The following is a 25,809-nucleotide window of genomic DNA, read 5'->3' as shown; positions in this document are numbered from 1 at the left end:
CGTGTCAATCACCGCAACCGAGGGCGTCGCCCCCGGGATGTACACCGGTGGGCCGTCGGCAGCCGCTGCGGCCAACGGCGAGGACAAGCAGATGTTCCTCGAGCTCCTGGTGGCGCAGCTGCGCTACCAGGACCCGCTGAACCCCGCCGACTCCGGTGAGTTCCTGGCCCAGTCGGCGCAGTTCACCTCCCTGGAGAAGATGCAGGAGGTCGCCGACCAGACCGCGGCCCTCGTCAGCGCGCAGGTGACCTTCGGCGCGAGCAACATGGTGGGCAAGAACGTCACCTACCTCGACGCCGAGGGCGTGACCAAGTCCGGTCCGGTCGGCTCGGTCTCCTTCGGCTCAGGCGGCCCGATGCTCGACGTCAACGGCGCCCAGGTGACGCTCGGCCAGGTCCAGTCGGTCGTGGCCAACCTGCCTGCTGCCGCCCTGCCTGCTGTCGGGGCCCCCCTTCAGTCCGGGACCGGAACGACCGTTCCTCCCACGGGCGCCACGCCCGAGACCCCCTGACCTTCCCGTCCCGCACGACCGGCGCCACCACCGGCGCCTGACCCTCCCGAGAGGAACCCCACCATGCTTCGCTCACTCTTCGCCGGCATCAGCGGCCTCCGCGTCAACCAGACCATGCTGGACGTCACGGGCAACAACATCGCCAACGCCAACACCACCGGCTTCAAGTCCAGCACCACCGTCTTCTCCGACACGCTGAGCCAGATGCTCACCGCTGCCTCCGGCGAGAACGCCCAGCGCGGCGGCACCAACCCGATCCAGGTCGGCCTCGGCGTCCAGGTGGCCGCCACCAGCACCAACTTCGGCCAGGGCTCCGCGCAGACCACCGGCAAGACCACCGACCTGATGATCCAGGGCGACGGCATGTTCGTGATCCAGAAGGGCAACGAGACGCTCTACACCCGGGCCGGCGCGTTCACGTTCGACGAGAGCGGCACCCTGGTGAACCCCGAGGGCAACCGGGTCCAGGGCTACGCCGTGGACCCCGCCACCGGCCTCCGGACCGGGGCTCCTGGCGACATCACCCTGCCGCTCAACGCGACGCCCAAGCTCACGTCGTACAACATCGGGTCCGACGGCAAGGTCCGCGGGCTCTTCGCCGACGGCACCCAGAGCGACATCGCGCAGGTGGCCCTGGCCAACTTCGCCAACGTGATGGGTCTCGAGAAGGTCGGCGGCACGAGCTACCGCGTCACGGCCAACTCCGGCGACGCCGTCGTCGGGGCCTCCGGCGAGGGCCAGCTCGGCACCTTCATCAGCGGCGCCCTGGAGATGTCCAACGTCGACCTCGCCGCCGAGTTCACCAACCTGATCCTCGCGCAGCGCGGCTTCCAGGCCAGCTCACGCGTGATCACCACCTCGGACCAGGTGCTCGAGGAGCTCGTGAACATCAAGCGCTGACCGCTCACCAGGCCTCGACGGGGCCCGCCCACGCGGGCGTGCCCCGTCGTACGCCCGAGCGGGTCGCATTTACCTCGGCTCAACCCCTCAGATCGAGGTGGGGGCCGCCGAAACTATCTATTGAGTTGCCACGGACGGCCACTCGCAGTCATGCACAAGGACGGTGCGTCTCATGATCTATCTGACCCGACTCTCGGGATCGGTGTTCGCTTTGAACTCCGACCTGATCGAGCGCGTCGACTCGACACCGGACACCGTGGTCACCCTGGTGGATGGCAAGAAGTACGTCGTGACCGAGCCCCTCGAGGACGTGGTCGACGCCATCCGCGAGCACCGCGGTGAGGTGATCGCGATCAGCACCCGCCTCGAGGTCGCGCCCACGCCGCATGACAGCCCCCACGAGCGCCACCGGGCACCCACCCTCGGCACGGTGACTCCTCACCCCGCGCTCAACGCGGACCGCCGGGAGTCCTGATGGATCCGGCAACCCTGATCGGCATCGGCATGGCGTTCGTGGTGATCATCATCGCGAACATCCTCGAGGGCGGCAGCCCGATGAGCCTGCTGCTGTTCCCGCCGATGCTGCTGGTCCTCGGTGGTACGACCTTCATCAGCATCGCCGGCGGCACGATCTCCGACTTCAAGTCCTCCATGAAGGCGCTCAAGACTGCCTTCCTGGGCAAGGCCCAGACGGCCGGCGACCTCGTCCCGTCCATCGTGACGCTCGCCGACAAGGCGCGTCGCGAGGGCCTGCTGGCGCTGGAGGACTCGCTCGCCGACATCGACGACCCGTTCCTGGTCCGCGGCGTCACCATGGCCATCGACGGCACCGACCCCGAGGAGCTGCGCGACATCCTGGAGTCCGAGGTCTTCGCCAAGAAGCTCGCCGACAAGCAGGCCGCGAAGTTCTTCGCCGATGCCGGCGCCTATGCGCCGACCATCGGCATCGTCGGCACCGTGATGGGCCTGGTGCACGTGCTCGAGAACCTCGGCGCCCCCGAGGAGCTCGGCCACCTCATCGCCGGCGCCTTCGTGGCGACGCTGTGGGGCGTGATGTCGGCCAACGTGATCTTCCTGCCCATCGCCAGCCGCCTCAAGCGGCTCAGCGACCTGGAGGTCGCGCGGATGGAGCTCGCCATCGAGGGCATCGCCGCGCTCCAGGCCGGCTCCAACCCGCGCATCATCGCGCAGAAGCTGAAGTCGCTGCTCCCCACGGAGCAGCGTGAGGACGAGGCAGCCTGATGTCGGGCGGGGGTGGCCGCAAGGGCAAGAAGCAGATCGAGGAGGAGCACGACAACCACGAGCGGTGGATGGTCACCTACGCCGACATGGTGACGCTGCTGATGGTGCTGTTCATCGTGATGTTCGCGATGAGCCAGGTCGACCAGGCGAAGTACAACGCGCTGCGCTCCGGCCTGGCCGTCGGCTTCGGCGGCCAGACCAACTCCTTCATGGAGGGTGGCGAGACCGTCCTGGAGCAGAGCGGGAGCAACCTGACGCCCGAGCTGGTCACGGCCCAGTCGCTCAAGCAGCTGTCCCAGGAGGAGCGGTCCCGCATCGACTCCGCGATCAGCAAGCACGACCGTGACAAGCTGCAGGCACAGTACGCCGCCGCGGCCGCCGAGGTGAACCGGCTGCAGGCCCTGGCCCGCCGGGTCAAGGCCGCCCTCGCCCGGGAGGGCCTGGGCACCGACGTGCTCACCTCGATCGACGATCGCGGGCTGGTCGTGAGCCTGGTCTCGCAGCACGTGGTCTTCAACGCCAACCTGGCCACGCTCAGTGCGCGCGGCAACCGGGTCGTGGACGTGCTCGCGCCGGTGCTGCGCCAGATCCCGGACCCGCTGCGCGTCGACGGACACACCAACCAGGTGCCGGTCACGCCGAAGTACTACGCCACCGACTGGGACCTCTCCGCCGCGCGGTCGATCACCGTGCTGCGCCGGCTCAACGAGAAGGGCCGGGTGCCGATGGACCGCCTCTCGGCGTCCGCCTTCGGCAACACCAAGCCGCTGTGGGACCCCAAGATCCGGGGCTCGCAGCGGGTCAACAAGCGCGTCGACATCGTGGTCCTCTCGGGCATCCCCGCAGAGAGTCGCGAACTGCTGGACAACATCGTGGCCGAGCGACGAGCCAACGAGGGAGAAGAGGGATGATCGTGTCAGCCATCAACCCCGAGGCCGCTGCCGGCAGCACCGGCACCGGCAAGAAGGGCAAGAAGGCCAAGGGCGACGCCGAGCCGCGCAGCAAGAAGAAGCTGCTGATGATCGTCGGCGTCGTCGTCCTGGTCGCTGCCGCGGCCTGGTGGTTCATGCTCAAGCCGAGCGGAGCCGAGCCGCCGCCGGAGCCGGGCGAGGTCGTGTCGATGGAGCCGATCCAGGTGAACCTGACCGGCGGGCACTACCTGAAGATCGGGCTCGCGCTGCAGCTCACCACCACTGCCCACGAGGCCGATGGGAGCAAGGCTCTCGACGCGGCGATCGACCTCTTCAGCGGCCAGGACTTCGACAAGCTGAGCAACCCGGAGTACCGCGGCGAGCTCAAGGAGAAGCTGATCAAGGAGCTGGAGCACGACTACCACGGCGACGTGATGGAGGTGTACTTCACCGACTTCGTCACCCAGTGACCGCAGACGGCGGCTGAGGGGACTCGCGCGGATCCAGGACGGATCCGCGCGGACCCTTCAGATCCCGCGAAGTGGGGCCGATGCATGGTTCGTGCATCCCTCCGCGGCAACGAATCTGCCTCCACGAACGGCGCATCAGGCCGGTCGTGCCCGTCGGCGTACCCGTAGCGAGCCCGTCCCCTACGACTTCCGTCGTCCGATCCAGCTCTCCCGCGAGCACTCGCGGATGCTGCAGCTGGCCTTCGACGGCTTCGCCCGCCAGGCGACGACGGTCTTCACGTCCTCACTGCGGATGGTCTCCTCGGTCACGCTGACGTCGATCGAGCAGCGCAGCTATGCGGAGTACGTCGACTCGCTCGACGCCTCGACGTACCTCACGATCTTCTCGGCCGACCCCCTGAACGCCTCGTGCGTGCTCAACATCCCGTTGGTCGCGACGATGTCGTGCGTCGACCACATGCTCGGTGGGCACGGCAACTCCAAGCAGCCGGCGCGGCCGCTGAGCGAGATCGAGTCGGGCATCGTCGCCGGTCTCGTCGAGCGGCTGCTCGGCGAGATGCGCTACTCCCTCGCGGGCGTGCTGCCCCTGCTTCCGGAGGTGCTGCGCGTCGAGTACAGCCCCCAGTTCGCCCAGGTGGCCGGCGCCTCGGACGTGATGGTGGTCGCGACCCTCGAGCTGAAGATCAACGAGAAGAGCCACCCGATGACGGTGTGCCTTCCCTTCCAGGAGCTGCTGCCGCACATGGTCAAGGCGGCGGCGCCCGCGCCCGTCTCGGAGCGTGAGCGCCACCAGCGCGCCCGCGCCGCCGGCGAGCTGGCCACCCAGTTCCAGACCGTGCCGGTGGACATCGCGGTCCGCTTCCGCCCGACCCAGCTCTCGCCCGACGACTTCGGCGACCTGCGTCCCGGCGACGTGCTCCGCCTGGGTCACCCTGCCTCAGCCCCGCTCGACGTCGTCGTCGACGGCACCACGTTCGCCCACGCCACCGCCGGGGCCCGTGGCCCCCGTCTCGCCGCCCTCATCGTGGGCACCCCGAAGGAGAAGCAATGACCGCCGCCCCCCTCGCCGACCAGCTGACCGAGCTGGCGATCGCCGTGGCCACCGCCGCGACCGAGGTCATCCCATCCGCCGAGCCCCTGGTCGCCATGGGCGCCCAGCCCGGGACCGAGCACGTCACGGCGGCCTTCGCCGGCGGGGTGACGGCCGAGCTCCAGGGCCCGGTCACCGGTCGGCTGGGACTGCTCGTCGCCCAGGACCTCGTGGCAGCGCTGGAGACCAGCCCGCTCGGAGGCCTCGACCTGGCCGCCGCGGTGCAGCCCACGCTCGACGTGATCGCCACGGCGCTGGGCACCCAGGTGGGCCCCGCCAAGGAGGTCGACCTCAAGCTCATCGTGGGCGACGTCGGCCCCGACTTCACCGTCGTACCGCTCCTCGGTAGCGGCTTCGCGGCCGCGGTCCTGCTCCAGGACGCGACGCTGAGCACCGCTCTGGTTGCTCTGGCCGCGGCCGAGCAGGCCGCCGCGGAGCCCGAGCCCGTCCCCGCGGCGCAGCCCGAGCCGCAGGTCGTGGTCGCCCAACCGATTGCCCAGCCGATGACCCAGCCGGCTGCCCAGCCCGTTGCCCAGCCCGTTGCCCAGCCGATTGCCCAGCCCGTGCCCCAGGCTGTCCCCCAGGCAGCCACTCCCCTGCCTGCGGCCCCGCAGCCCCAGGCCGGCGCGGTCTCCTACGAGGCGCTTCCGGCCGTCGGCAACATCCCCCAGACGAACGGCGCAGTCCCCCGCCGCGGCATCGAGATGCTGCACGGCGTCGACATGGAGGTCACGGTCGAGCTCGGCCGGACCCGGATGACCGTGCGGGACCTGCTCGCGCTCTCCCCCGGCGCCGTGCTCGAGCTGGACCGGGCGGCGGGCAGCCCCGCCGACCTGCTGGTGAACGGTCGGCTCATCGCCCGCGGCGAGGTCGTCGTGGTCGACGAGGACTTCGGTCTGCGCGTCACCGAGATCATCACCGACACCTCGGTGGGCTGATCGTTGCTCGAGCTCACGCTGCGCCTGGCCTTCTCGCTCGCAGCAGTCCTCGGACTGCTCATGCTGCTGGCCAAGCTCACCTCCCGGCGCTTCCGCGGCAGCCGAGACGCCCTCATCCAGATCGTCCAGCGCCAGGCGCTGAGCCGCTCGTCGTCGGTGTCGGTCGTCACGGTCGGCTCGCGCGTGCTGGTGCTCGGCGTGACCGAGCAGCAGATCCGGGTCCTCGCCGAGCTCGAGCCCGACGAGATCGAGGACTTCGAGACCGAGGCCGACACCGCGGCGCTGGCCCTGCTCGGCGACGGCGACGACTCCGAGCAGACGGTGGCGAAGGGCGGGACCAAGGTGGCCCGGATCGGCGCCACGACCCCCTCGGCGGGCACCGGCCCGCTCGTCGGCTCCGTGCTCAGCCCGCAGACCTGGCGCCAGGCCTTCACGGCGGCCAGCAGGCGGACCTCGTGACGCTCGCTCCCTCCATCTCTCCCCCCCTCACTGCCCCCCTCACTGCCACGTCACGCCGCGCCCTCACCCTGCTCCTGCTCGTCGCCGCCCTCTGGCTGCTCACGGCGGTCGGCACGGCGTACGCCGCCCCCGACGGCCCCAGCGGACCGGGCGGACCCAGCGGCGGCTCCAGCGTCACCATCGAGCTCGACGGTCTGACCGACAGCCCCAGCACCTCGGTGACCGCCCTGATCGGGCTCACCCTGCTCTCGCTGCTGCCGGCGATCGTGCTGACCTGCACCAGCTTCACCAAGATCCTCATCGTGCTCGGCCTGACCCGCAACGCGCTCGGGCTGCAGCAGACGCCGCCCAACCAGGTGCTCGCCGGACTCGCGCTCTTCCTGAGCCTGTTCATCATGGGCCCGGTGCTCGGTGACATCAACGAGCTCGGGGTGCAGCCCTACCTGGACGGCGACAAGAACTCCAGCCAGGCGTTCGGTGACGGTGTCGAGCCGCTGCGCGAGTTCATGCTCGACAACACCGGCGACGAGGAGCTGCGGCTGCTCACCAACGTGGCCGACCGCGAGCTGCCCGCGAACCGCGACGAGGTCGGGCTGACCACCCTGGCCCCGGCGTTCGTGCTCAGCGAGATCAAGCAGGCCTTCATCATCGGGTTCATCATCTTCATCCCGTTCCTGGTGATCGACATCGTCGTCGCCGGAGCCCTGATGGCGCTGGGCATGATGATGATGCCGCCGGTCATGGTCTCGCTGCCGTTCAAGCTCCTCCTCTTCGTCCTCGTGGACGGCTGGGCGCTCGTCATCAAATCCCTCGTCGCGAGCTACGGATAGGTGCCGCCGACATGACTGACACCGCGATCATCGAGATCGCCATGCACACGATGATGGTGGCCCTCAAGCTCTCCGCCCCCATCCTCCTCACCTCGCTCGTCGTCGGCTTCACCGTCTCGCTGTTCCAGTCGATGACCCAGATCCAGGAGTTCACGCTCGCCTTCGTGCCGAAGCTGCTCGCCGTGGGCGTCGCGCTCATCGTCTGCGGCAACTGGATGCTGGCCACGATGATCGACTTCACCGTCGACCTCTTCGAGCGCATCCCGTCCCTGCTCGGCTGAGGCGCCCATGACACTCACCATCGACGGCGCGCCGCTGATCGCCTACCTGCTCGCCTCGGTGCGGATCCTCACCTGGCTCGCCGTGGTCCCGCCGTTCGCGGGCCGCTCCGTGCCGGGGATGGCCAAGATGATCGTGGCCCTGGGCCTCGCCTTCGCCGCCGCGCCCTCGGCTGAAGCGATCTCCACCGACGGGGTCGACCTGATGGTCGACGCCGGCACCCAGGTCGTCATCGGGCTCTCGATGGGCTTCGCCACCCACCTGCTCCTCGCCGCGATCGCCGCCGCCGGCGCGCTCATCGACGTCTTCGGCGGCTTCTCGCTGGCCCAGGGCTTCGACCCCCTGTCGATGAACTCCAGCACCGTCATGGGCAAGGTCCACCAGCTCCTCGCCACCACCCTGCTGTTCGTCAGCGGCGGCCACCTGCTGGTCATCGGCGGCCTGCTGCAGACCTTCGACTTCCTTCCGCTCGGGGCGACCCCCGACTTCAGCCGGATCCACGACGTGATCACCACCGCGTTCAGCCTCTTCTTCGTCACCGCCGTCCAGATCGCCCTGCCGATGATCGCGGTGCTCTTCGTCTCCGACCTCGCGCTGGCCCTGCTCACCAAGGTCGCACCCCAGCTCAACGCGATCAACGTGATGTTCCCGGTCAAGATCGCGCTGACCCTGCTCCTGGTGGGGCTCTCCTTCCCCGTCCTCCCCGACGCCGTCGACCGGTTGGTCACCCTGGCCAACGAGGCGATGGCGGCCTTGGCGGGTGTGGGATGAGCGAGGAGAAGACCGAGAAACCCACACCGAAGAAGAACAAGGAGAACCGCAAGGAGGGCCAGGTCCCGCGCACCCAGGAGCTGGGCTCCTGGGCCTCGATGCTGATCGTGGGCGCGTTCCTGCCCAAGCTGCTCGGGATCGAGCTGTCGAACCTGCGCGAGCTGATGATCACCAGCCTGCGTGCAGGCGCGGATGCCTCTCCCGCCCTGGCCCTGCAGCTGGCCGCCAACGGCGCCAAGCACATCGCGCTCACGCTGCTCCTGCTCGGCGCCGCGGTGATGGTCGTCGGCATCGCCGGGGCCCTGTCCCAGGGCGGGTTCTACCTCGCCACCAAGTCGCTGAAGCCCAAGCTGTCCAAGCTCGACCCGATCAAGGGCGCCAAGCGCATCTTCGGTCTGCAGGCGCTGTGGGAGGGCACCAAGATGCTGCTCAAGGCCAGCGTCGTGACCTACCTCGGCTACCTGTCCATCCGCGGGCTGATGCCGATGGTCGGCAGCCTGCCCTCGATCCCCACGGTGCTGGAGACGGTCAAGGACGACGCCACCAGCCTGGTCATCAACGTGTCGATCGCCGGCGTCGTCCTGGGCGGCGCCGACTATGCCTTCCAGCGCAAGAAGATGGGCAAGCAGACGCGGATGACCAAGGACGAGGTCAAGCGCGAGCACAAGCAGAGCGAGGGCGACCCCCTGGTCAAGAGCGCCATCCGCGGCCGCCAGCTCGCGGCCGCCCGCAACCGGATGATGAGCGACGTCCCGCAGGCCGACGTGGTGCTGGTCAACCCGACCCACGTCGCCATCGCCCTGCGCTACGACCCTGAGAACGGCGCCCCGCGCGTCGTGGCCCGGGGCGCCGGCGTGATCGCGGCCAAGATCCGCGAGGCCGCCTCCGAGGCCGGCGTGCCGTTGGTGCGCGACGTACCTCTGGCCCGGGCGCTCTACGGCTCCACCAAGGTGGGCCAGGAGATCCCGACCGAGCTCTTCGGCGCGGTCGCCCAGGTGCTCGCCTTCGTGATCAGCCGACGCACCCGCGGCCAGCTCGGCGGCCAGCACGACACCCCGCGTGGGCGCGAGGAGCTGCCGGCCACGAGCCCGGTGCGACGTCGCCGACCCAACCCTTCAGTTGTCGCGACACCCGGCCGATAAGCAGGCGGACGCCAGGACGGGGTCCGTGAGTCTGTGCCATGGAGGGCACTCGTTGCAGCGACCCTCCGGAAGGCCCTCATGAAGCGTCTGACCCAGCTCGGCGTTCCCGTCGGCATCGTGATGATCGTCGTGATGCTGGTCGTGCCGCTCCCCGCGGCTGTGCTGGACATGCTGATCGCCTTGAACATCACCGGCGCGCTGCTGGTGCTGATGGTCGCGATGTTCGTCAACAAGCCTCTGGACTTCGCCTCGTTCCCCGCGGTGATCCTGGTGATGACGCTCTTCCGGCTCGCGCTCAACGTGAGCGCCACCCGGCTCGTCCTGCTCGACGGCTATGCCGGCAAGGTCATCGAGACCTTCGGCCACTTCGTCGTCGGCGGCTCCCTCATCGTCGGCATGATCATCTTCGTCATCCTGCTGGTCATCCAGTTCGTCGTCATCACCAACGGTGCCGGCCGCGTGGCCGAGGTGGGCGCCCGCTTCACCCTCGACGCGATGCCGGGCAAGCAGATGGCCATCGACGCCGACCTCAACTCCGGTCTCATCGACGAGGAGGAGGCCCGGCGTCGCCGAGCCGAGGTGCACGGCGAGGCCGACTTCTACGGCGCGATGGACGGTGCCTCGAAGTTCGTCAAGGGCGACGCGATCGCCGCCGTCATCATCACCATCGTCAACCTGATCGGCGGCTTCGCGGTCGGCGTCGCGCAGCTCGGCATGCCCTTCGGCGAGGCGGTCACGACGTACAGCCTGCTCACCGTCGGCGACGGCCTGGTCTCCCAGATCCCCGCCCTGCTGCTGTCGGTGGCCACCGGCCTGATCGTCACCCGCTCCACGGCCGACGAGGACATGGGCTCCGACATCGTCCGCCAGCTCACCAAGAACCGGATGCCGCTGCGCGTCGCCGGCTTCGCGGCGTTCGGCCTCTGCCTGATCCCCGGGCTGCCCAAGATCCCCTTCATCTTCGCCGGCGGCATCATGCTGATCGCCTCGTCGCGGATTCCCCAGGAGGTCGAACCGATCGAGGCGCCGAAGACCACCGAGGCGCTCCCGACCGCGGAGTCCCCCGAGCAGCTGGTGGCCGAGATCCAGGTGGATCCTCTGGGCCTCGAGCTGGCCGTCGACCTGATCGACCTCGTCGACCCCAGCGTCGGTGGCGACCTGCTGGAGCGGGTCAAGGCGCTGCGCCGCAAGATCGCCGGCGAGCTGGGCGTCGTCGCCCCGCCGGTGCGCACCCGCGACAGCATGGACCTGCCGCCGCACACCTACGCGATCCTGCTCTTCGGCACCGAGGTGGCCCGCGGCGAGGCCCCGGCGGGCACCGTGCTCGCGATCGGCGACTTCCTCGCCTCGCTGCCCGGCAAGGCCACCCGCGAGCCCGTCTTCGGCCTGGAGGCCAAGTGGATCCCCGCCGAGCTGCGCAGCCAGGCCGAGCTCAGCGGCGCGACCGTGGTCGACCGGGCCTCGGTGATCACCACCCACCTCGCGGAGGTCATCACCCAGCACGCGGCCAGCATGCTCGGCCGGGAGGACGTCAAGATGCTCACCGACGTCGTCAAGCGCTCGCACCCCGTCGTGATCGAGGAGCTCACTCCCGCCCAGCTCAGCCTCGGCGAGGTCCAGCGGGTGCTGCAGACGCTGCTGACCGAGGGCGTCGCGATCCGCGACCTGGTGCGGATCTTCGAGGCTCTCTCGCTGCGGGCCGCGCGCACCAAGGACACCGACTCGCTGGTCGAGGCCGCCCGCGCCGCCCTCGGGCCCGGCATCGCCTCGCCGTACCTCGTCGACAAGGCACTGCACGTCATCACCTTCGAGCCGCAGCTCGAGCAGCAGCTGCTCGAGTCGCTGCGGGCCACCGACGCCGGACCCACCATCGCGATCTCCCCCGACATCGGTCAGCTGATGCTCAGCCACCTGGCCCAGCTCATCACCGAGGCCGAGAACCGCAACGTCTCCCCCGTGCTCGTCTGCGCGCCGCAGATCCGGCCGGCGGTCCGCCGCCTGGTCGAGTCGATGCTGCCGAAGCTCGCGGTGCTGTCCTACCAGGAGCTCACCGGTGCCGACCAGATCCGGTCGGAGGGCGTGGTGAGCGCTGACAACCACCTGGCCGTGATGTCGTGAACCCCATGTCGGTCTCGGTGATCGGGGGCTCCCTGCTCCTCAGCGGGCCGGCGTGGTGGGCGGTCTACGTCGACGGGATCCTCTCCCTGGAGGTCGCGCTGCAGCGCTGGCTGCTCTGCCTGGTGGCGGTGTGGGGCGTGCTGAGCCTGGCGAAGCGGATGTCCGAGAAGGCGCTCGAGGCGACCAGGGCCGAACGTCAGCCGGTGGCGCCCGTGGACGTGGTCGGCGCGGCCTTCGAGAAGGCCCCGGACCTGAGCACCGGTCCGGCCACCCCACGGGACCTGGCCGCCGACGTGTCGCCCGACGTCGCCGCGGGTGTCTTCCAGCAGATGGCGCCGAACATGGGCGCGGACCCGGACCGGACATGAGCGCCTGAAATGGGAACGGCCCGCAGGCTCGACGACGAGTCGTCCGAACCGGAGGACTGACCGGTTCACCTGCGGGCCGGGTGACTGCCCTGGAATTGCCAGCGGCTGCAACACGCTGCCGTCGGCGGTGGAGCTGCTAGCGAGCAGCCACCTCACGCGTCCTGAAAGACTTCATCTGTCGGACCACCTCCTTTCCCGTGTGCGACAACGGTACGTCCGGGGTCGGGGGTCGACAAGGGATATTTCCGGCGTCGCCCCTCCGAGGCTTCAGTCCACAGCTGCGGCGAACTGCCAGCGGTGCAGCGCGGCGTAGGCCCCGTCCCGCTCGAGCAGCTCGGCGTGGGTGCCCTGCTCGACGATCGCCCCGTCCTCCATCACCAGGATCAGGTCGGCGTCGCGGATCGTCGAGAGCCGGTGGGCGATCACGAACGACGTGCGCTCGCTGCGCAGGGCGGCCATCGCGTGCTGCACCAGCAGCTCGGTGCGCGTGTCGACCGAGCTCGTCGCCTCGTCGAGGATCAGCAGCGCCGGATCGGCGAGGAACGCGCGGGCGATCGTGACCAGCTGGCGCTCCCCCGCGCTGAGGCTGCCCGACTCCTCGTCGACGACCGTGTCGTAGCCGTCGGGCAGGGCGTGCACGAACCGGTCGACGTACGTCGCGCGGGCGGCCTCGAGGATCTCCTCCTCGGAGGCGTCGGGGCGCCCGTAGGCGATGTTGTCGCGGATCGTCCCGCCGAACAGCCAGGTGTCCTGCAGCACCATCCCGACCTGGCCGCGCAGCGCGCTGCGCGGCATCGCGGTGATGTCGATCCCGTCCAGGGTGATCCGTCCCGCGTCGATGTCGTAGAAGCGCATCACGAGGTTGACCAGCGTCGTCTTGCCGGCGCCCGTCGGGCCGACGATGGCCACCGTCTGCCCCGGGCGCGCGACCAGCGACAGGTCGTCGATGAGCGGCGTCTCGGGGTCGTAGCGGAACGACACGTGCTCGAACGCCACCTCCCCACGCCGTACGGCGGGCTCCGCCAGCGCCGGCGGGTCGACCGGCTCCTCGTCGGCGTCGAGCAGCTCGAAGACCCGCTCGGCGGAGGCGACACCGGACTGCAGCAGGTTCATCATCGACGCGACCGTGGTGAGCGGCTGGGTGAACTGGCGGGTGTACTGCACGAACGCCTGCACCTCGCCCAGCGAGAGCGATCCGCTCGCCACGCGGAGGCCGCCGATCACCGCGATGAGGACGTAGTTGACGTTCCCGATGAACATCATCGCCGGCATGATCAGCCCGGAGACGAACTGCGCCCCGAAGCTCGCGTCGTACAGCTCGTCGTTCTGCTCGGCGAAGGCCCGCTCCACCTCCTCGCGGCGGTTGAAGACCTTGACCAGGGCGTGGCCGGAGAAGGCCTCCTCGATGTGGCCGTTGAGCTGTCCGGTGCGCCGCCACTGGGCGACGAACATGCCCTGGGAGCGCTTCATGATCGCGCGGGTGACCAGCAGCGAGACCGGCACCGAGATCAGCGCGACCAGGGCCAGCAGCGGGGAGATCCAGAACATCATCCCGAGCACCGCGAGCACCGTCATGAGCGAGGTGAGCAGCTGGCTCATCGTCTGCTGCAGCGTCTGGCTGACGTTGTCGATGTCGTTGGTGACGCGGCTGAGCAGCTCACCGCGCGGGGAGCGGTCGAAGTAGCCCAGCGGCAGCCGGTTGATCTTGGTCTCGACGTCCTCGCGCATCCGGTAGACGGTCCGTTGGACGACCTCGTTGAGGATGAAGCCCTGCAGCCAGGCCAGCAGCGAGGCCGCCGCATAGATGGCCAGCACGATCAGCAGCACCCGCCCGACCGCGTCGAAGTCGACGCCCTGCCCGGGCACGAGGCCGTCCATCGCGGCGATCATGTCGGCCTGGGTGTCGTCCCCGCGCTCGCGCAGCTGCGCGACCACCTCGTCGCGGGTGCTGCCGGACGGGAGTCCGCGGCCGACGAAGCCGTCGAAGACCAGGTCGGTGGCGTGGCCCAGGATCCGCGGCGCGACCGACATCAGCGCGACGCTGACGATGCCCAGCAGCACGACCGCGGCCACCTTGAGCCGCTCGGGCCGCATCCGCGCGGCCAGGCGCTTGGCGGACGGACCGAACGTCATCGCCTTCTGGCCCACCATCCCGCCGCCGTGCGGGCCGCGCCCCGGGCCGCCGGGGCCGGCCTCGATCCGCTCGGTGGCCTCGAAGGCCTTGCCCTTGCTGACGGGCATGCTCTTGGCCGTGCTCGCCGGCTTGTTCTCCGGGGCGCTCATGCGACGTCCTCACTGGTGAGCTGGGAGCTGACGATCTCCTGATAGGTCGCGCAGTCTCGCAGCAGCTCGTCGTGGGTCCCGCGGCCGACGATGCGGCCCTCCTCGAGCACCAGGACGAGGTCGGCGTCGCGGATCGTGGCGATCCGCTGAGCCACGATCAGCACGGTCGCGTCGCGGGTGGCCGGACGCAGCGCCGCGCGCAGCCGGGCGTCAGTGGCGAGGTCGAGGGCCGAGAAGGAGTCGTCGAAGAGATAGATCCCGGGCTTGCGCACGACGGCGCGGGCGATCGCGAGCCGCTGGCGCTGGCCGCCGGAGAAGTTGGTGCCGCCCTGGCTGACGGAGGCCTCGAGCCGCTCCGGGAGCGCCCGCACGAAGTCCGCTGCCTGCGCCACCTCGAGGGCTGCCCAGAGCTCCTCGTCGCTCGCCTCGGGGCGGCCGTGGCGCAGGTTGCTCGCAACGGTGCCGCTGAAGAGGTAGGCCCTCTGCGGCACCAGGCCGATCTGGCTCCACAGCGCCTCGGGGTCGAGGTCGCGCACGTCGACGCCCCCGACCCGGACCGCGCCGGCGGTCGCGTCGAAGAGCCGCGGCACGAGGTTGACCAGCGTCGTCTTGCCGGCCCCGGTCGAGCCGACCACGGCCAGGGTCTGACCGGGGCGCGCGGAGAACGTCAGGTCGGTGAGCACCGGCGCCTCCGCCCGGGGATAGGCGAAGGCCACGCCCTCCAGGTCGAGCCAGCCGCGGCGCTCGGGATCCGGGGTGACGGGGTCGGCCGACGTGACGACCGACGACGGCGTCTCGAGGACCTCGAGCACGCGCTCGCCGCACACCGCGGAGCGCGGCAGCATCATCAGCATGAAGGTGCCCATCATCACCGACATCAGGATCTGCATCAGGTAGGACAGGAACGCCGTCAGCGCCCCGACCTCCATCTGACCGGAGTCAACGCGCTGCCCTCCGAACCAGATGACCGCGACGCTCGAGACGTTGACGACCAGCATCACCAGCGGGAAGAGCGTCGCCATCCACCGCCCGGCGCGCACGGCCACCTCGGTCAGCTCGGCGTTGGCGACCGCGAAGCGTCGTACCTCCTGCGGCTCGCGGACGAAGGCCCGCACCACCCGGATCCCGGTGATCTGCTCGCGCAGCACCCGGTTGACGGCGTCGATGCGCTCCTGCATCGCACGGAAGCTCGGCACCATCCGGCTCACCACGAGCCCCACGGCGAGGAACAGCGCGGGCACCACGACGGCCAGGATCCAGCCGAGCCCGCGGTCCTCGCGCAGCGCCATCACGACGCCGCCGACCATCATGATCGGGGCCGAGACCGCGATCGTGCAGGTCATCAGCACCAGCATCTGCACCTGCTGCACGTCGTTGGTGCCGCGGGTGATCAGCGAGGCCGACCCGAAGTGCGCCACCTCGCGCGCCGAGAAGGTGCCGACGCGGTGGAACAGCGCGGCCCGCACGTCGCGCCCGAAGGCCATCGCGCTGCGCGCTCCGAACCACACGGCACCCACCGAGCAGACGATCTGGACCAGCGAGACGGCGAGCATCACCGCACCGACCCGCAGGATGTAGCCGGTGTCGCCCCGGGCGATGCCGTTGTCGATGATGTCGGCGTTCAGGCTGGGGAGATAGAGCATGGCCACGACCCCGACGAACTGCAGACCGAGGACGGCCAGCAGCCAGGAGCGGTACGGCGCGAGGTGGAGGCGGAGCAGGCGCAGCAGCATCAGGGGCGGCCTTCGGGGCCGGAGGTTTCCCCGGTCGACCGGGGATCGCTGATGTTGTCGGGCGAAGTTTCGCCGGACAAGTTCAGGTTTCCCCGGTCGACCGGGGAAACCGACACCCCCCTCACGGCGCCAGCCGGAAGGTGCGCCAGCCGGAGCCGTCGCGCTCGTAGACGAGGCGGTCGTGCATCCGGCCGGGGCGGCCCTGCCAGAACTCCACCGTCTCCGGGGCCACGACCCAGCCGCTCCACTCGTCGGGCACCGGCACCGGCTCGTCGTCGGCGAAGCGCGCCACCACGGCGTCGTACGACGCGGCGAGGGCGTGCCGACCGGCCACTTCACGCGACTGCGGCGACGCCCAGGCGCCGAGCTGGGAGCCCCGCGGGCGCTGGGCGAAGTAGTCCTCGACGGCCGAGCGTGGAAGCTCGGTGGCGCTCCCCTCGATGCGGATCTGGCGCTCGAGGGGGTGCCAGGGGAAGAGCAGCGCGCAGGCCGGGTTGGCGGTGAGGTCGCGCCCCTTGTGGGAGCCGCGGTTGGAGAAGAAGACGAAGCCCTCGTCGTCGACGCCCTTGAGCAGCACCATCCGCGACGACGGGCGGCCCGCCGGGGAGACCGTCGCGAGCACCATCGCGTTGGGCTCGTGGAGGCCGCCGGAGCGGGCGTCGTCGAACCACCGACCGAACATCGTGATCGGGTCCGCAGCGAGGTCGTGCTCCTCGAGACCGCCGCGGGTGTAGTCCTCCCGCAGCGCTGCGAGGGCGGGGGTGAGGCCGGGCACCGGCCTCGGGGAACGGGCGGCGTCGGTCATGTCCAGAGCCTAGCCAGCCGGCCACTGGGACGCTCGCGTGTTTGGGCAGGGGGTGCGGGGGTGCACAATGCGTGAGGCAAACCGGGGCTTTCGACGCGCCCGGCAGACACAGGCAAAGGAGCCTCATGACCGAGGTGCACCACGGGTTGGAGGGCGTCGTCGCCTTCGAGACCGAGATCGCAGAGCCCGACAAGGAGGGCTCGGCGCTGCGCTACCGCGGCGTCGACATCGAGGAGATCGTCGGGCGCGTCCCGTTCGAGAAGGTCTGGGGCCTGCTCATCGACGGGGCCTACGATCCGGGTCTTCCGCCGGCCGAGCCCTACAACATCCCCGTGCACACCGGCGACATCCGCGTCGACGTCCAGGCGGCCGTGGCGATGCTGGCCCCCGCCTTCGGGATGCGCCAGACCTACGACATCTCCGACGAGCAGGCCCGCGAGGACCTCAGCCGGGTCGCCGTGATGGTGCTGTCATACGCCGCGCAGGCCGCCCGCGGGCTCGACCAGCCGGTCGTCTCCCAGCGTGAGGTCGACAAGGGCGCCACGCTCGCGGAGCGGTTCATGATCCGCTGGAAGGGCGAGGCCGACCCCAAGCACGTCAAGGCGATCGACGCCTACTGGAGCTCGGCCGCCGAGCACGGCATGAACGCCTCCACGTTCACCGCCCGCGTGATCACCTCCACCGGCGCGGACGTCGCCGCGGCCTTCTCCGGCGCGATCGGCGCGATGAGCGGCCCGCTGCACGGCGGCGCCCCCTCGCGCGTGCTGGGCATGATCCGCGACGTCGAGGAGACCGGCGACGCCACCGCCTACGTCAAGCGGCTGCTCGACAACGGCGAGCGGCTGATGGGCTTCGGCCACCGCGTCTACCGGGCCGAGGACCCGCGCGCCCGCGTGCTGCGTCGTACGGCGAAGGAGCTCGACGCTCCCCGCTACGAGGTCGCCGAGGCACTCGAGAAGGCCGCCCTCGCCGAGCTGCGCGAGCGTCGTCCCGACCGGGTGCTCGAGACCAACGTCGAGTTCTGGGCCGCGATCGTGCTCGACTTCGCCGAGGTGCCGTCGAACATGTTCACCTCGATGTTCACCTGCGCCCGCACCGGCGGCTGGTCGGCGCACATCCTGGAGCAGAAGCGCACCGGGCGACTGATCCGACCCTCGGCCGTCTACACCGGTCCGTCGACGCGCCCGGCCAGCTCGGTCGAGGGCTGGAACGACGCGTGGGCCGAGTAGGCATCGACCCCGAGCGCTTCCGCGGGCAGACCGCGGTCGTGACCGGTGCCGGCTCCGGCATCGGCGCAGCGCTCACCACCGCCCTGGTCCGGGCCGGTGCAGACGTCGTCTGCGCCGACCTGGACCGGGCCGCGGCCGAGCGGACGGTCGCTGCACAGGATCAGGCTCAGACGGGTCCCGGTACGGCGCGCGCCGTGGCGCTCGACGTCACCGACGCGGCGGCCGTGCAGGCAGTGGTCGACGACGTCGTCGCGCGCTCCGGGCGGCTCGACCTGATGTTCAACAACGCCGGGATCTCGTTCGGCGGCGAGACCGAGGAGCTCACGCTCGCCCACTGGGACGCGATCATCGACGTCAACATCCGCGGCGTGGTGCACGGCGTCCACGCGGCGTACCCGCTGATGGTCCGCCAGGGCCACGGCCACATCGTGAACACCGCCTCGATGGGCGGGCTGATGGCCGGCGGCATGCTGACCAGCTATGTCACGACCAAGCACGCCGTCGTCGGGCTCTCGCTCGCGCTGCGCTCGGAGGCGCGGGCCAAGGGCGTCGGCGTGACGGTCGTGTGCCCCTCGGCGGTGGAGACGCCGATCCTCGACAAGGGGGCGGTGGGGCGCTTCCACGGACGCGACTACTACCTGCGCGGGCAGGGCGTGCGGCGGCCGATGGACGCCAGCGTGCTCGCCGAGCAGGTGCTGGAGGCGATCGCCCGCGACGAGGCGATGCTCGTCACCCCGCGCACCGCCCGGATCGCCTGGCGCATCGGCCGCCTGGCACCCGGCTTCACCCAGCGGATGTCGGCTCGCTTCGTGGCCAAGCAGCGCCGGCTGCAGGCGAGGCGCTCGGCCGGCTGATCCGCCGTACGCCTGGGCTCAGCGGCGGCGGTTCAGGCGGGGCACGTACCAGCTGGTGAGGCCCTTGGCGCCGCGGCGGGTCAGCGAGACGTGCACGTGGTCGCGGTGCCGCAGCGTCGGCGAGCAGCGCTTCCTCCGCTTGCACGAGGAGCTGAGGTAGGGGTCGCCCGCGAACTGGTTCCAGCTGGAGTAGATCCGGTCGTCCCAGATGACGTACATGATGCCCATCCGGCGCGCCCAGGCGTGCTCCTGACCACCGGGGCTGGTCGCGAACACCTTGTCGAAGAACCGCTGCACCCGCTTCACGTCGGCGGGGTTCGAGGCGTTGGCCATCCAGTCGATGGCGCGTCCCTCCTTGTGCTCGGAGGTGCCGCCGCTCCCGCAGCTGCGCGAGATCGACCCGTTGCCGCCGCCGAAGCTGCGCACGAGCCAGCCGGCCAGCAGCACGGTCCCGGCCTTGGCGTTCGGGGAGCACCGCTTCTGGGGCTCGTACGACGCGTAGTCCTCGATCACCGCTCCCGCTGGGGCGGCCGCGAGGACCGGGACGACAAGTGCGAGCGCGAGAGCGGCGAGGAGCGTGCGCAGCAGCAGCGGAAGGGCAGCGAGCGAGGGCCGAGAGGAGAGAACAGGGTTCACGTCATCGACGCTAAGAGGTTCAGTCGCGGACCGTCCGGGATTCCTGCACGTCAGCCGGGCCCTATCCGACGCCCAGGCCTACCCGAAGCCCAGTGCCTTTCCGAAGCACCGGGAGATCGGCGAGTGGGCGTAGTAGCCGAACTTGCCGATCTCGACGTAGCCCGAGCTGACGTAGAGCGCGATCGCCTCCGGCTGGCGGGTGCCGGTCTCGAGCACCAGCGCCTCCGCCCCCGCCCGGGCCGCGGTCTCCTCGAGGTGGGCCAGCATCCGGCGCGCGTGCCCGGCTCCGCGGTGGCTGTCCGCGACGTACATCCGCTTGATCTCGGCGCTCGCGCGGGTGCCGAAGACCTCGAGGTCATCGCGCCGACGCCAGGCCCCGGTCGCGATCGCGGCACCGCCGACGTACCCCACGAAGAACGAGCCGGTCGGCGGCTCGAACATCGCGGGCTCCAGCGGGGTGTCGTCGGGGCCGCCGTAGCGCTCGACGTAGACCGCCTGCACCTCGTCCACCAGCCGCAGGGCGTCGGGGTGGCCGAAGCCCACGCGCCGGATCTCCAGCTGTCCGGTCCCCGCGCCCCCCTCGAGCGTCTGCTCCATCCGCGTCCTCCTGGCTGCTGTGGCTGATCCTCGGCGCGCGATATCGGATGTGTCCGTGGCTGCGCGGGCTGTCACAATAGATCCGGCTGACAGCGCCGTCATCCTCGACCACCTCGACCATCGAAAAGACCATCGAAAGGTTGCCCGTGAGCGACAAGGTGACGGACGCGATCACGATCCCCGCTGACCTCCTCCCCGTGGACGGCCGCTTCGGCGCCGGCCCGTCGAAGATCAGCACCTCCGCGCTGGACGCGCTCGCCGCGACCGGCACCTCCCTGATGGGTACGTCGCACCGTCAGGCCCCGGTCCGCGACACCGTCGGCCGGGTCCGCGAGGGGCTGGCCGAGCTGTTCTCGCTGCCCGAGGGCTACCAGGTCGTGCTCGGCAACGGCGGCGCCACGGCGTTCTGGGACATCGCGACCTTCGGGCTGATCCGGCGCAAGAGCCAGCACCTGACCTTCGGCGAGTTCTCCTCGAAGTTCGCCAAGGCCGCGCAGCAGGCGCCCTGGCTGGACGCCCCGTCGGTGATCGCCTCCGACCCCGGCTCGCGGCCCGACCCGGTCGCCGAGGCGGGCGTGGACGCCTATGCCTGGGCGCACAACGAGACCTCCACCGCGGTGATGGCCCCGGTCGTGCGCCCGGCCGGCGCCGACGACGACGCGCTCGTGCTCATCGACGCCACCTCGGGCGCCGGTGGTCTGCCGGTCGACCTGACCGAGACCGACGTCTACTACTTCGCGCCGCAGAAGTGCTTCGCCTCCGACGGCGGCCTGTGGATCGCGACGATGTCGCCGCGGGCTTTGGAGCGCGCCGCCGAGATCGCCGGCTCCGGTCGGCACATCCCGGCGTTCTTCGACCTGCCGACCGCGATCGACAACTCCGCCAAGAACCAGACCTACAACACCCCGTCGGTCGCCACGCTGTTCCTGATGGCCGAGCAGCTAGACTGGATGAACGCCCAGGGCGGGCTCGCGGGGATGGTCGAGCGGACCACGGCGTCGTCCGACGCGCTCTACGGCTGGGCCGAGAAGCACGCCCTCGCCACGCCGTACGTCGTGGACCCGGCCGACCGGTCGCTGGTCATCGGCACCATCGACTTCGACGACTCCGTCGACGCGGCTGCGCTGGCGGCCGTGCTGCGCGCCAACGGCATCGTCGACACCGAGCCCTACCGCAAGCTGGGGCGCAACCAGTTGCGGATCGCGATGTACCCCGCCGTCGACCCCGCCGACATCGAGGCGCTCACGGCGTCGATCGACTACGTGGTCGAGCGCCTGGCCTGATCCGGCTGCTGCCGCAGGGCGGCGGCCACCTCGTCGTACGACGTGCGGCCCAAGGCGACGATGCGGGCCTCCTCCACCCCGGTGGGCGTGGCCCGCAGCGTCTCCAGCGCCGCGGTGATCGCGTCGTCCTTGGGCCAGCCGTAGATGCCGGCACTGATGAGCGGGAAGGCGATCGTGCGGGCGCCGAGCTCGTCGGCCACCTGCAGCGCCTCGGAGTAGCAGGACGTCAGCAGCGACCGGTCGGTCTCGCCGGCGCGGTGGTTGGGGCCGACGACGTGGATCACCCAGCGTGCGGCCATCTCCCCGGCGACCGTCCACCCCGCTCGCCCGGTCGCGAGGCCGTCGGGGAAGCGGCGCCGGCAGTCCTCGAGGATCGCGGGCCCGCCCGCCGCGTGGATCGCGCCGTCGACTCCCCCGCCGCCGCGCATCCGTCGGTTGGCAGCGTTGACGACCGCGTCGACGTCTTGGCCGGTGATGTCGCCCTCCACCGCTGTGATCCGCATGGCTCAATCCTCGCGCAGCAGGTCGAGCACCGCCCGCTCGAGGGCGATCTGGCGCTCATCGGGGTTCTCGGCGCTGCGGGCGGTGGAGAGGTCGATGGTCTGCCCGTGCTCATAGGCCTCGACCACCCGCGGGTCGACGTACGACGAGCGCGCCAGCGTCGGCGTGTTGCCGAGGAACGACGAGACCTCCTTCATCGCCCCCGAGACCGCGCGCTTGCGCGAGGCCGCGCTCTCGCCGTGCTCCTCGGTCTCGGCGAGTGCGGCTGCCGCGAGCACCGTCGCGTGCCAGGTGCGGAAGTCCTTCGCCGACCCCTCCAGGCCCGTGGTCTCGCGGACGTAGTCGTTGACGAGCGTGGGCAGCACGCCCCGCCAGGAGCGACCGTTCTTGTAGGCGAGCAGCCGGGGTCCTCGTGGCGCCGCCGGCGCATCACCTGGATCGCCTCGATGACCACGGCGTCGTCGATCTCGATGCGGTGGTCGACGCCGGACTTGCCGGTGAACATGAAGACCAGCTTGCCGTCGCGCCGCCGCACGTGGCGGCGCTCCAGGGTGGTCAGCCCGAAGCTGCCGTTGGTGTCGGCATAGACGTCGTTGCCGATCCGGAAGTAGCCGAGGTCGAGCAGGCGTACGGCGGCCGCGCAGGCCCGCTCGATCGGCATCCCCTCGCGCCCGAGGTCGGTGACGACCAGCTCGCGCGCCTTGCTCAGCGCCTCTCCGAAGGCCTGCATCCGCTCGAACTTCTCCGCGTCGCGCCGGGTGCGCCAGTCGTCGTGGTAGATGTACTGGCGCCGTCCGGCGTCGTCGGTCCCGACCGCCTGCAGGTGCCCGTGGGCGTGCGGCGTGATCCACACGTCGCTCCAGGCCGGCGGGATCACCAGCGACTTGATGCGCTCGACGGCCTCGTCCGGGAGCCGGACCCCGGACTGGTCGAGATAGACGAACCCGCGGCCCGCCCGCCGGCGCGTCCACCCCGGCTGATCGGGTGAGGTCCTGCGCAGCCGCACCATGGCGTGCAGGTTGCCAGGAGGGGCCTCCGGCAAACCTGCGCTCTGGTCAGGCTGCTGGGCCGGCCTCCTTGCGCAGTCGGCGCAGCTGCTCGCCGCGCCGTACCCCTTGCTCGACCGCCAGGGGGTAGACCTGGCGAGCCCGGGCATCGACGAAGAGCGCCAGCGGGCGGATCCCGGCGATCTCGGCCATCGCCCGGTTGGGCCGGATCAGCGTGATCGTGCTCTCCGGGTGCCGCGAGCGCCACTTGTTGAGCTCACGCTCGAGCAGGAACCCGGCGGTGCGCCCCATCGCCCCCATCACGACACCGGCCAACGGGGCCACCACGATCACGTGGTCCGCCTCGGCCGCGGCGTCGACCGACGTGGCCGACCACATCCCGCCGTCGATGTAGAGCCGACCGTCGACGCGGTGCGGAGGCAGGAGCCCGGGTACGGCGGACGAGGCCGCCACCAGGTCCGCGAGGGGGTAGCGACCGCCGTCGAGGATGTGGCGCCGCCCGCTGCGCAGCGCCACCGCCGAGACGCTGACGAGCGGGTGAGTGGCCTCTCCGAACAGACCGCGAGCGACGTCGGCCAGGACACCGGCGTGCCGATTGGGGACCGGCGTCGCCTTCGCGTGCCCCATGTCCTCGTAGGTCATCCCCAGCGCGACCGCCGATGCGGTCCACGAGCCCGCGGAGGTGCCGAGCGAGGGCGCGGTCGCGACCGGTACGCCGGTCGCGGCCAGGCCCGCTGCCACCCCGGCGGTGTAGGCGATCCCGAACACACCACCGCCGCCATAGACCATCGCCAGCGGGTGGCGGGACTCGATGAGCGCGGGGTGACCGTCGACCGCGACCTTGGGAGGGCTGTGCTCGCGCGTCATGTCGCCTCCCGGGTCGGTCCCTGACGTCAGTATCGGGCCGACGAAGGGTCGGGCTGCAGGGGCGAACGTCCCGCAGCCCCCGACCTCGGCAAACGAGCACCCTAGGTGGTCGAGCAAGTCGCACCCCCCTCGCTGGTCGAGCAGGTCGCGCCACCCCGTTGGTCGAGCAGGTTGCGCAGCAACCGACGTCGAGACCCCCACGTGCCCTCGCTGGTCGAGCAGGTTGCGCAGCAACCGACGTCGAGACCCCACCTGTAACCCGCCCCTGTGGACAGTTAGTGGGCCGCCAGAAAAACTTTCGAATGTTGTCCACAATTCGAGACCAGACCAGGTCAAACCGGGGGTCAATGTCGGTGCCACCTGTTTGAGTGATGTCTATGGCGACCACCCCGAACGGCCCCGACGACACCGGACCCGGTGCCATCGGTGCCATCGACGGTGCCATCGGTGGCGCCGTCGATGCGCTCGGTCTGGCCGACCACGCGTTGGCTGGGCTGGACTCCGTGCTGTGGGCCACCCGCCCCGTCGATGACCTCCTCGAAGGCGTCGCCGCCCTCGAAGCTCTCCGTGCCCACGTGGCCGCCCTCGAAGCCGAGATGCTGGCCGAGGTCCACGCCCGCGCCGCCGCCAAGACCGAGCTCGCCTGGGCCTCGACCGGCGACTGGTTCACCCACCTAGCCGGCCTGCGCCGCGCTCAGGGCAAACGGGCGGTAGACCACGCCGGCCTCCTGCGCGGCGAGCGCCGCGCCACCCTCGAAGCACTACGTGCCGGCAAGGTCTCACCGGAGCAGGCGGCCGTGATCGTCGACGCGATCGAGCAGCTGCCCACCAACCCGCGCCTGCGTGCCGAGGCCGAGGCTCTGTTGTTGGCCGAGGCCGGGGTGTTGGATGCCTCCGAGCTCGCCAAAGCAGCCCGCCACCTGATCCACGTCATCGACCCTGAGCGCACCGAACGTGACCTCGAGAAGGCACTCGACCGGGAGGAACGCGCCGCCCACCTCAACCGGTTCCTGTCCATCGTCGACGACGGCGCCGGCGGCGTCCGCGTGAAAGGCCGGGGGTCGGTGGAGGACGCCGCGATCCTCAAAGCAGCGCTCCTGCCGTTGACCAAGCCCCAGCCCGCGCTCGACACCGGTGAGGAGAACGGCACCGGTGATGACGGTTGTAGTGGTGAGGTGATCGATCCCCGCGACCACGGCGCACGCTTGTGGGACGCGCTTATCCAGAACGCCCAGCACGGCCTGGACACCGACCAGGCGCCCGAGTGTCACGGCGCCAGGCCGCGGGTGACCGTCACCATCGACTACCAAGCTCTGGTCGGCCACCTGAACCGGCATGCACCCAGCACCCTCGAGGGCGGGATCGACTGGCCACTGCTCGGCCTCGACCACACCGGACTCGCCGCGGACCTCGCTGCCGGGCTCGGCGTCACCGACGAAGGACTCACGATGTCCGCGGCCACCGCGCGACGTCTGGCGTGCGATGCCGACATCATCCCCATCGCACTCGGAGGCCCGAGCGAGCAGCTCGACGTCGGCCGGGCCCACCGCCTGGTCACCCCCGCCCTATGGCGAGCCCTCGTCGTACGCGACCGGCACTGCGCGTTCCCGGCCTGCACCCGGCCACCGGTGATGTGCCACGCCCACCACATCACCCACTGGGTCGACGGCGGCCCCACATCGTTGGACAACATGGTGCTGCTGTGTGGACACCACCACCGCACCATCCACCACACCCCCTGGGAAGTCAGGCTCAACCCACGCGACGGGCTGCCCGAGTTCCAACCACCCCCACCACGGCGACACCGAGACCCCGACCGACCACCCGCCCAACCACCCGACTGGGTCAGACACCGACCACGCCGCGAATAGGCCACCCGGCAGCACCCTCCTCACCCCCCGTACGTGGTGAATCTCGACGTCGGGCGCTGCGCGCCCTGCTCGATCAACGAGTGACTCGGGCGCGCCCTGGCCGCGCGGGTCTCG

27 protein-coding genes and 1 pseudogene are annotated in these 25,809 nt (G+C 70.6%); 19 read left to right on the top strand and 9 right to left on the bottom strand.

Annotation, left to right across the window (positions count from 1 at the left end; translation table 11 throughout):
• Nucleotide 1 precedes the first annotated feature (1 nt).
• From ACYU7L_RS08730 to ACYU7L_RS08660, 15 genes are all read left to right on the top strand, one after another.
• Nucleotides 2-511 carry a flagellar hook assembly protein FlgD gene (locus ACYU7L_RS08730; protein WP_460795106.1) on the top strand — a complete coding sequence of 170 codons (510 nt, stop codon included), beginning with the start codon at nt 2-4 and terminating at the stop codon, nt 509-511.
• A 63-nt stretch (nt 512-574) separates the two neighbouring features.
• Complete coding sequence (locus tag ACYU7L_RS08725; RefSeq protein ID WP_460795104.1) at nt 575-1,411, top strand: flagellar hook-basal body complex protein; 837 nt, start codon at nt 575-577, stop codon at nt 1,409-1,411.
• 172 nt (nt 1,412-1,583) lie between these two features.
• Nucleotides 1,584-1,886 carry a flagellar FlbD family protein gene (locus ACYU7L_RS08720; RefSeq protein ID WP_460795103.1) on the top strand — a complete coding sequence of 101 codons (303 nt, stop codon included), beginning with the start codon at nt 1,584-1,586 and terminating at the stop codon, nt 1,884-1,886.
• Nucleotides 1,886-2,653: a flagellar motor protein gene (locus ACYU7L_RS08715; protein ID WP_460795101.1), complete on the top strand. Its 768-nt coding sequence runs from the start codon at nt 1,886-1,888 to the stop codon at nt 2,651-2,653. Before ACYU7L_RS08720 ends, ACYU7L_RS08715 begins: the two co-directional genes overlap by 1 nt.
• Nucleotides 2,653-3,564, top strand: coding sequence for an OmpA/MotB family protein (locus ACYU7L_RS08710; RefSeq protein WP_460795099.1), 912 nt, complete (start codon nt 2,653-2,655; stop codon nt 3,562-3,564). The genes ACYU7L_RS08715 and ACYU7L_RS08710 overlap by 1 nt, the downstream gene beginning before the upstream one ends.
• Nucleotides 3,561-4,034, top strand: coding sequence for a flagellar basal body-associated FliL family protein (locus ACYU7L_RS08705; protein WP_460795097.1), 474 nt, complete (start codon nt 3,561-3,563; stop codon nt 4,032-4,034). Before ACYU7L_RS08710 ends, ACYU7L_RS08705 begins: the two co-directional genes overlap by 4 nt.
• A 91-nt stretch (nt 4,035-4,125) precedes the next feature.
• Entirely contained in the window at nt 4,126-5,085 is a 960-nt protein-coding gene (locus tag ACYU7L_RS08700; RefSeq protein ID WP_460795095.1) for a flagellar motor switch protein FliM, read from the top strand.
• On the top strand, nt 5,082-6,062 hold the full coding sequence (fliN, locus tag ACYU7L_RS08695) for a flagellar motor switch protein FliN (protein WP_460795093.1): 981 nt from the start codon (nt 5,082-5,084) through the stop codon (nt 6,060-6,062). Before ACYU7L_RS08700 ends, fliN begins: the two co-directional genes overlap by 4 nt.
• 3 nt (nt 6,063-6,065) lie before the next feature.
• On the top strand, nt 6,066-6,521 hold the full coding sequence (locus ACYU7L_RS08690; protein WP_460795091.1) for a flagellar biosynthetic protein FliO: 456 nt from the start codon (nt 6,066-6,068) through the stop codon (nt 6,519-6,521).
• The gene (gene fliP, locus ACYU7L_RS08685; protein ID WP_460795089.1) at nt 6,518-7,351 is read left to right on the top strand and encodes a flagellar type III secretion system pore protein FliP; all 834 of its coding nucleotides are present in this window, start codon (nt 6,518-6,520) and stop codon (nt 7,349-7,351) included. Before ACYU7L_RS08690 ends, fliP begins: the two co-directional genes overlap by 4 nt.
• A gap of 11 nt (nt 7,352-7,362) precedes the next feature.
• The gene (gene fliQ / locus ACYU7L_RS08680) at nt 7,363-7,632 is read left to right on the top strand and encodes a flagellar biosynthesis protein FliQ (RefSeq protein WP_460795087.1); all 270 of its coding nucleotides are present in this window, start codon (nt 7,363-7,365) and stop codon (nt 7,630-7,632) included.
• A 7-nt stretch (nt 7,633-7,639) separates the two neighbouring features.
• Nucleotides 7,640-8,401 carry a flagellar biosynthetic protein FliR gene (locus ACYU7L_RS08675; RefSeq protein WP_460795085.1) on the top strand — a complete coding sequence of 254 codons (762 nt, stop codon included), beginning with the start codon at nt 7,640-7,642 and terminating at the stop codon, nt 8,399-8,401.
• Complete coding sequence (locus ACYU7L_RS08670; protein ID WP_460795083.1) at nt 8,398-9,543, top strand: EscU/YscU/HrcU family type III secretion system export apparatus switch protein; 1,146 nt, start codon at nt 8,398-8,400, stop codon at nt 9,541-9,543. The genes ACYU7L_RS08675 and ACYU7L_RS08670 overlap by 4 nt, the downstream gene beginning before the upstream one ends.
• A gap of 78 nt (nt 9,544-9,621) precedes the next feature.
• The gene (flhA, locus tag ACYU7L_RS08665; RefSeq protein WP_460795081.1) at nt 9,622-11,661 is read left to right on the top strand and encodes a flagellar biosynthesis protein FlhA; all 2,040 of its coding nucleotides are present in this window, start codon (nt 9,622-9,624) and stop codon (nt 11,659-11,661) included.
• Nucleotides 11,658-12,029, top strand: a complete 372-nt coding sequence (locus ACYU7L_RS08660) for a hypothetical protein (RefSeq protein ID WP_460795079.1) — start codon at nt 11,658-11,660, stop codon at nt 12,027-12,029. Before flhA ends, ACYU7L_RS08660 begins: the two co-directional genes overlap by 4 nt.
• Before the next feature lie 267 nt (nt 12,030-12,296).
• Here ACYU7L_RS08660 and ACYU7L_RS08655 read toward each other — a convergent pair whose 3' ends face one another.
• From ACYU7L_RS08655 to pdxH, 3 genes are all read right to left on the bottom strand, one after another.
• Complete coding sequence (locus tag ACYU7L_RS08655) at nt 12,297-14,312, bottom strand: ABC transporter ATP-binding protein (protein WP_460795077.1); 2,016 nt, start codon at nt 14,310-14,312, stop codon at nt 12,297-12,299.
• Nucleotides 14,309-16,045, bottom strand: coding sequence for an ABC transporter ATP-binding protein (locus ACYU7L_RS08650; RefSeq protein WP_460795075.1), 1,737 nt, complete (start codon nt 16,043-16,045; stop codon nt 14,309-14,311). Before ACYU7L_RS08650 ends, ACYU7L_RS08655 begins: the two co-directional genes overlap by 4 nt.
• Nucleotides 16,046-16,166: 121 nt before the next feature.
• Nucleotides 16,167-16,850: a pyridoxamine 5'-phosphate oxidase gene (gene pdxH / locus ACYU7L_RS08645; RefSeq protein ID WP_460795072.1), complete on the bottom strand. Its 684-nt coding sequence runs from the start codon at nt 16,848-16,850 to the stop codon at nt 16,167-16,169.
• A gap of 125 nt (nt 16,851-16,975) precedes the next feature.
• On the opposite strand from pdxH, the gene ACYU7L_RS08640 reads away from it, so the two are divergent.
• The gene (locus ACYU7L_RS08640; RefSeq protein ID WP_460795070.1) at nt 16,976-18,079 is read left to right on the top strand and encodes a citrate synthase 2; all 1,104 of its coding nucleotides are present in this window, start codon (nt 16,976-16,978) and stop codon (nt 18,077-18,079) included.
• Nucleotides 18,067-18,933, top strand: a complete 867-nt coding sequence (locus ACYU7L_RS08635) for an SDR family NAD(P)-dependent oxidoreductase (protein WP_460795067.1) — start codon at nt 18,067-18,069, stop codon at nt 18,931-18,933. The genes ACYU7L_RS08640 and ACYU7L_RS08635 overlap by 13 nt, the downstream gene beginning before the upstream one ends.
• An 18-nt stretch (nt 18,934-18,951) precedes the next feature.
• Here ACYU7L_RS08635 and ACYU7L_RS08630 read toward each other — a convergent pair whose 3' ends face one another.
• Both ACYU7L_RS08630 and ACYU7L_RS08625 read right to left on the bottom strand, forming a co-directional pair.
• On the bottom strand, nt 18,952-19,569 hold the full coding sequence (locus ACYU7L_RS08630; protein ID WP_460795065.1) for a hypothetical protein: 618 nt from the start codon (nt 19,567-19,569) through the stop codon (nt 18,952-18,954).
• Between the two features lie 78 nt (nt 19,570-19,647).
• Nucleotides 19,648-20,166 (bottom strand): GNAT family N-acetyltransferase, encoded by a 519-nt coding sequence (locus ACYU7L_RS08625; protein ID WP_460795063.1) that lies wholly within the window; start codon nt 20,164-20,166, stop codon nt 19,648-19,650.
• A 158-nt stretch (nt 20,167-20,324) separates the two neighbouring features.
• Here ACYU7L_RS08625 and serC point away from each other — a divergent pair, with 158 nt between their 5' ends.
• A complete protein-coding gene (gene serC / locus ACYU7L_RS08620; RefSeq protein WP_460796634.1) occupies nt 20,325-21,449 on the top strand; it encodes a phosphoserine transaminase in 1,125 nt (374 codons plus the stop codon).
• On the opposite strand, the gene ACYU7L_RS08615 is transcribed toward serC, so the two are convergent.
• The 4 genes and pseudogenes from ACYU7L_RS08615 to ACYU7L_RS08600 all read right to left on the bottom strand — a co-directional run bounded on the left by ACYU7L_RS08615 (nt 21,425) and on the right by ACYU7L_RS08600 (nt 23,824).
• The gene (locus ACYU7L_RS08615) at nt 21,425-21,952 is read right to left on the bottom strand and encodes an O-acetyl-ADP-ribose deacetylase (RefSeq protein ID WP_460795061.1); all 528 of its coding nucleotides are present in this window, start codon (nt 21,950-21,952) and stop codon (nt 21,425-21,427) included. The genes serC and ACYU7L_RS08615 overlap by 25 nt on opposite strands.
• A gap of 3 nt (nt 21,953-21,955) precedes the next feature.
• The gene (locus tag ACYU7L_RS08610; protein WP_460795059.1) at nt 21,956-22,315 is read right to left on the bottom strand and encodes a hypothetical protein; all 360 of its coding nucleotides are present in this window, start codon (nt 22,313-22,315) and stop codon (nt 21,956-21,958) included.
• A 113-nt stretch (nt 22,316-22,428) separates the two neighbouring features.
• A pseudogene (locus tag ACYU7L_RS08605) lies at nt 22,429-22,959 on the bottom strand (DNA topoisomerase IB); the annotation flags it as partial.
• Between the two features lie 46 nt (nt 22,960-23,005).
• Nucleotides 23,006-23,824 carry a patatin-like phospholipase family protein gene (locus ACYU7L_RS08600; protein ID WP_460795057.1) on the bottom strand — a complete coding sequence of 273 codons (819 nt, stop codon included), beginning with the start codon at nt 23,822-23,824 and terminating at the stop codon, nt 23,006-23,008.
• Between the two features lie 377 nt (nt 23,825-24,201).
• On the opposite strand from ACYU7L_RS08600, the gene ACYU7L_RS08595 reads away from it, so the two are divergent.
• Entirely contained in the window at nt 24,202-25,695 is a 1,494-nt protein-coding gene (locus ACYU7L_RS08595) for an HNH endonuclease signature motif containing protein (protein ID WP_460795055.1), read from the top strand.
• Nucleotides 25,696-25,809: the final 114 nt, after the last annotated feature.

This window comes from Nocardioides pacificus, assembly GCF_054775955.1.
The sequence above is the reverse complement of the archived record's forward strand: the minus strand, read 5'-3'. Positions and strand labels throughout refer to the sequence as shown.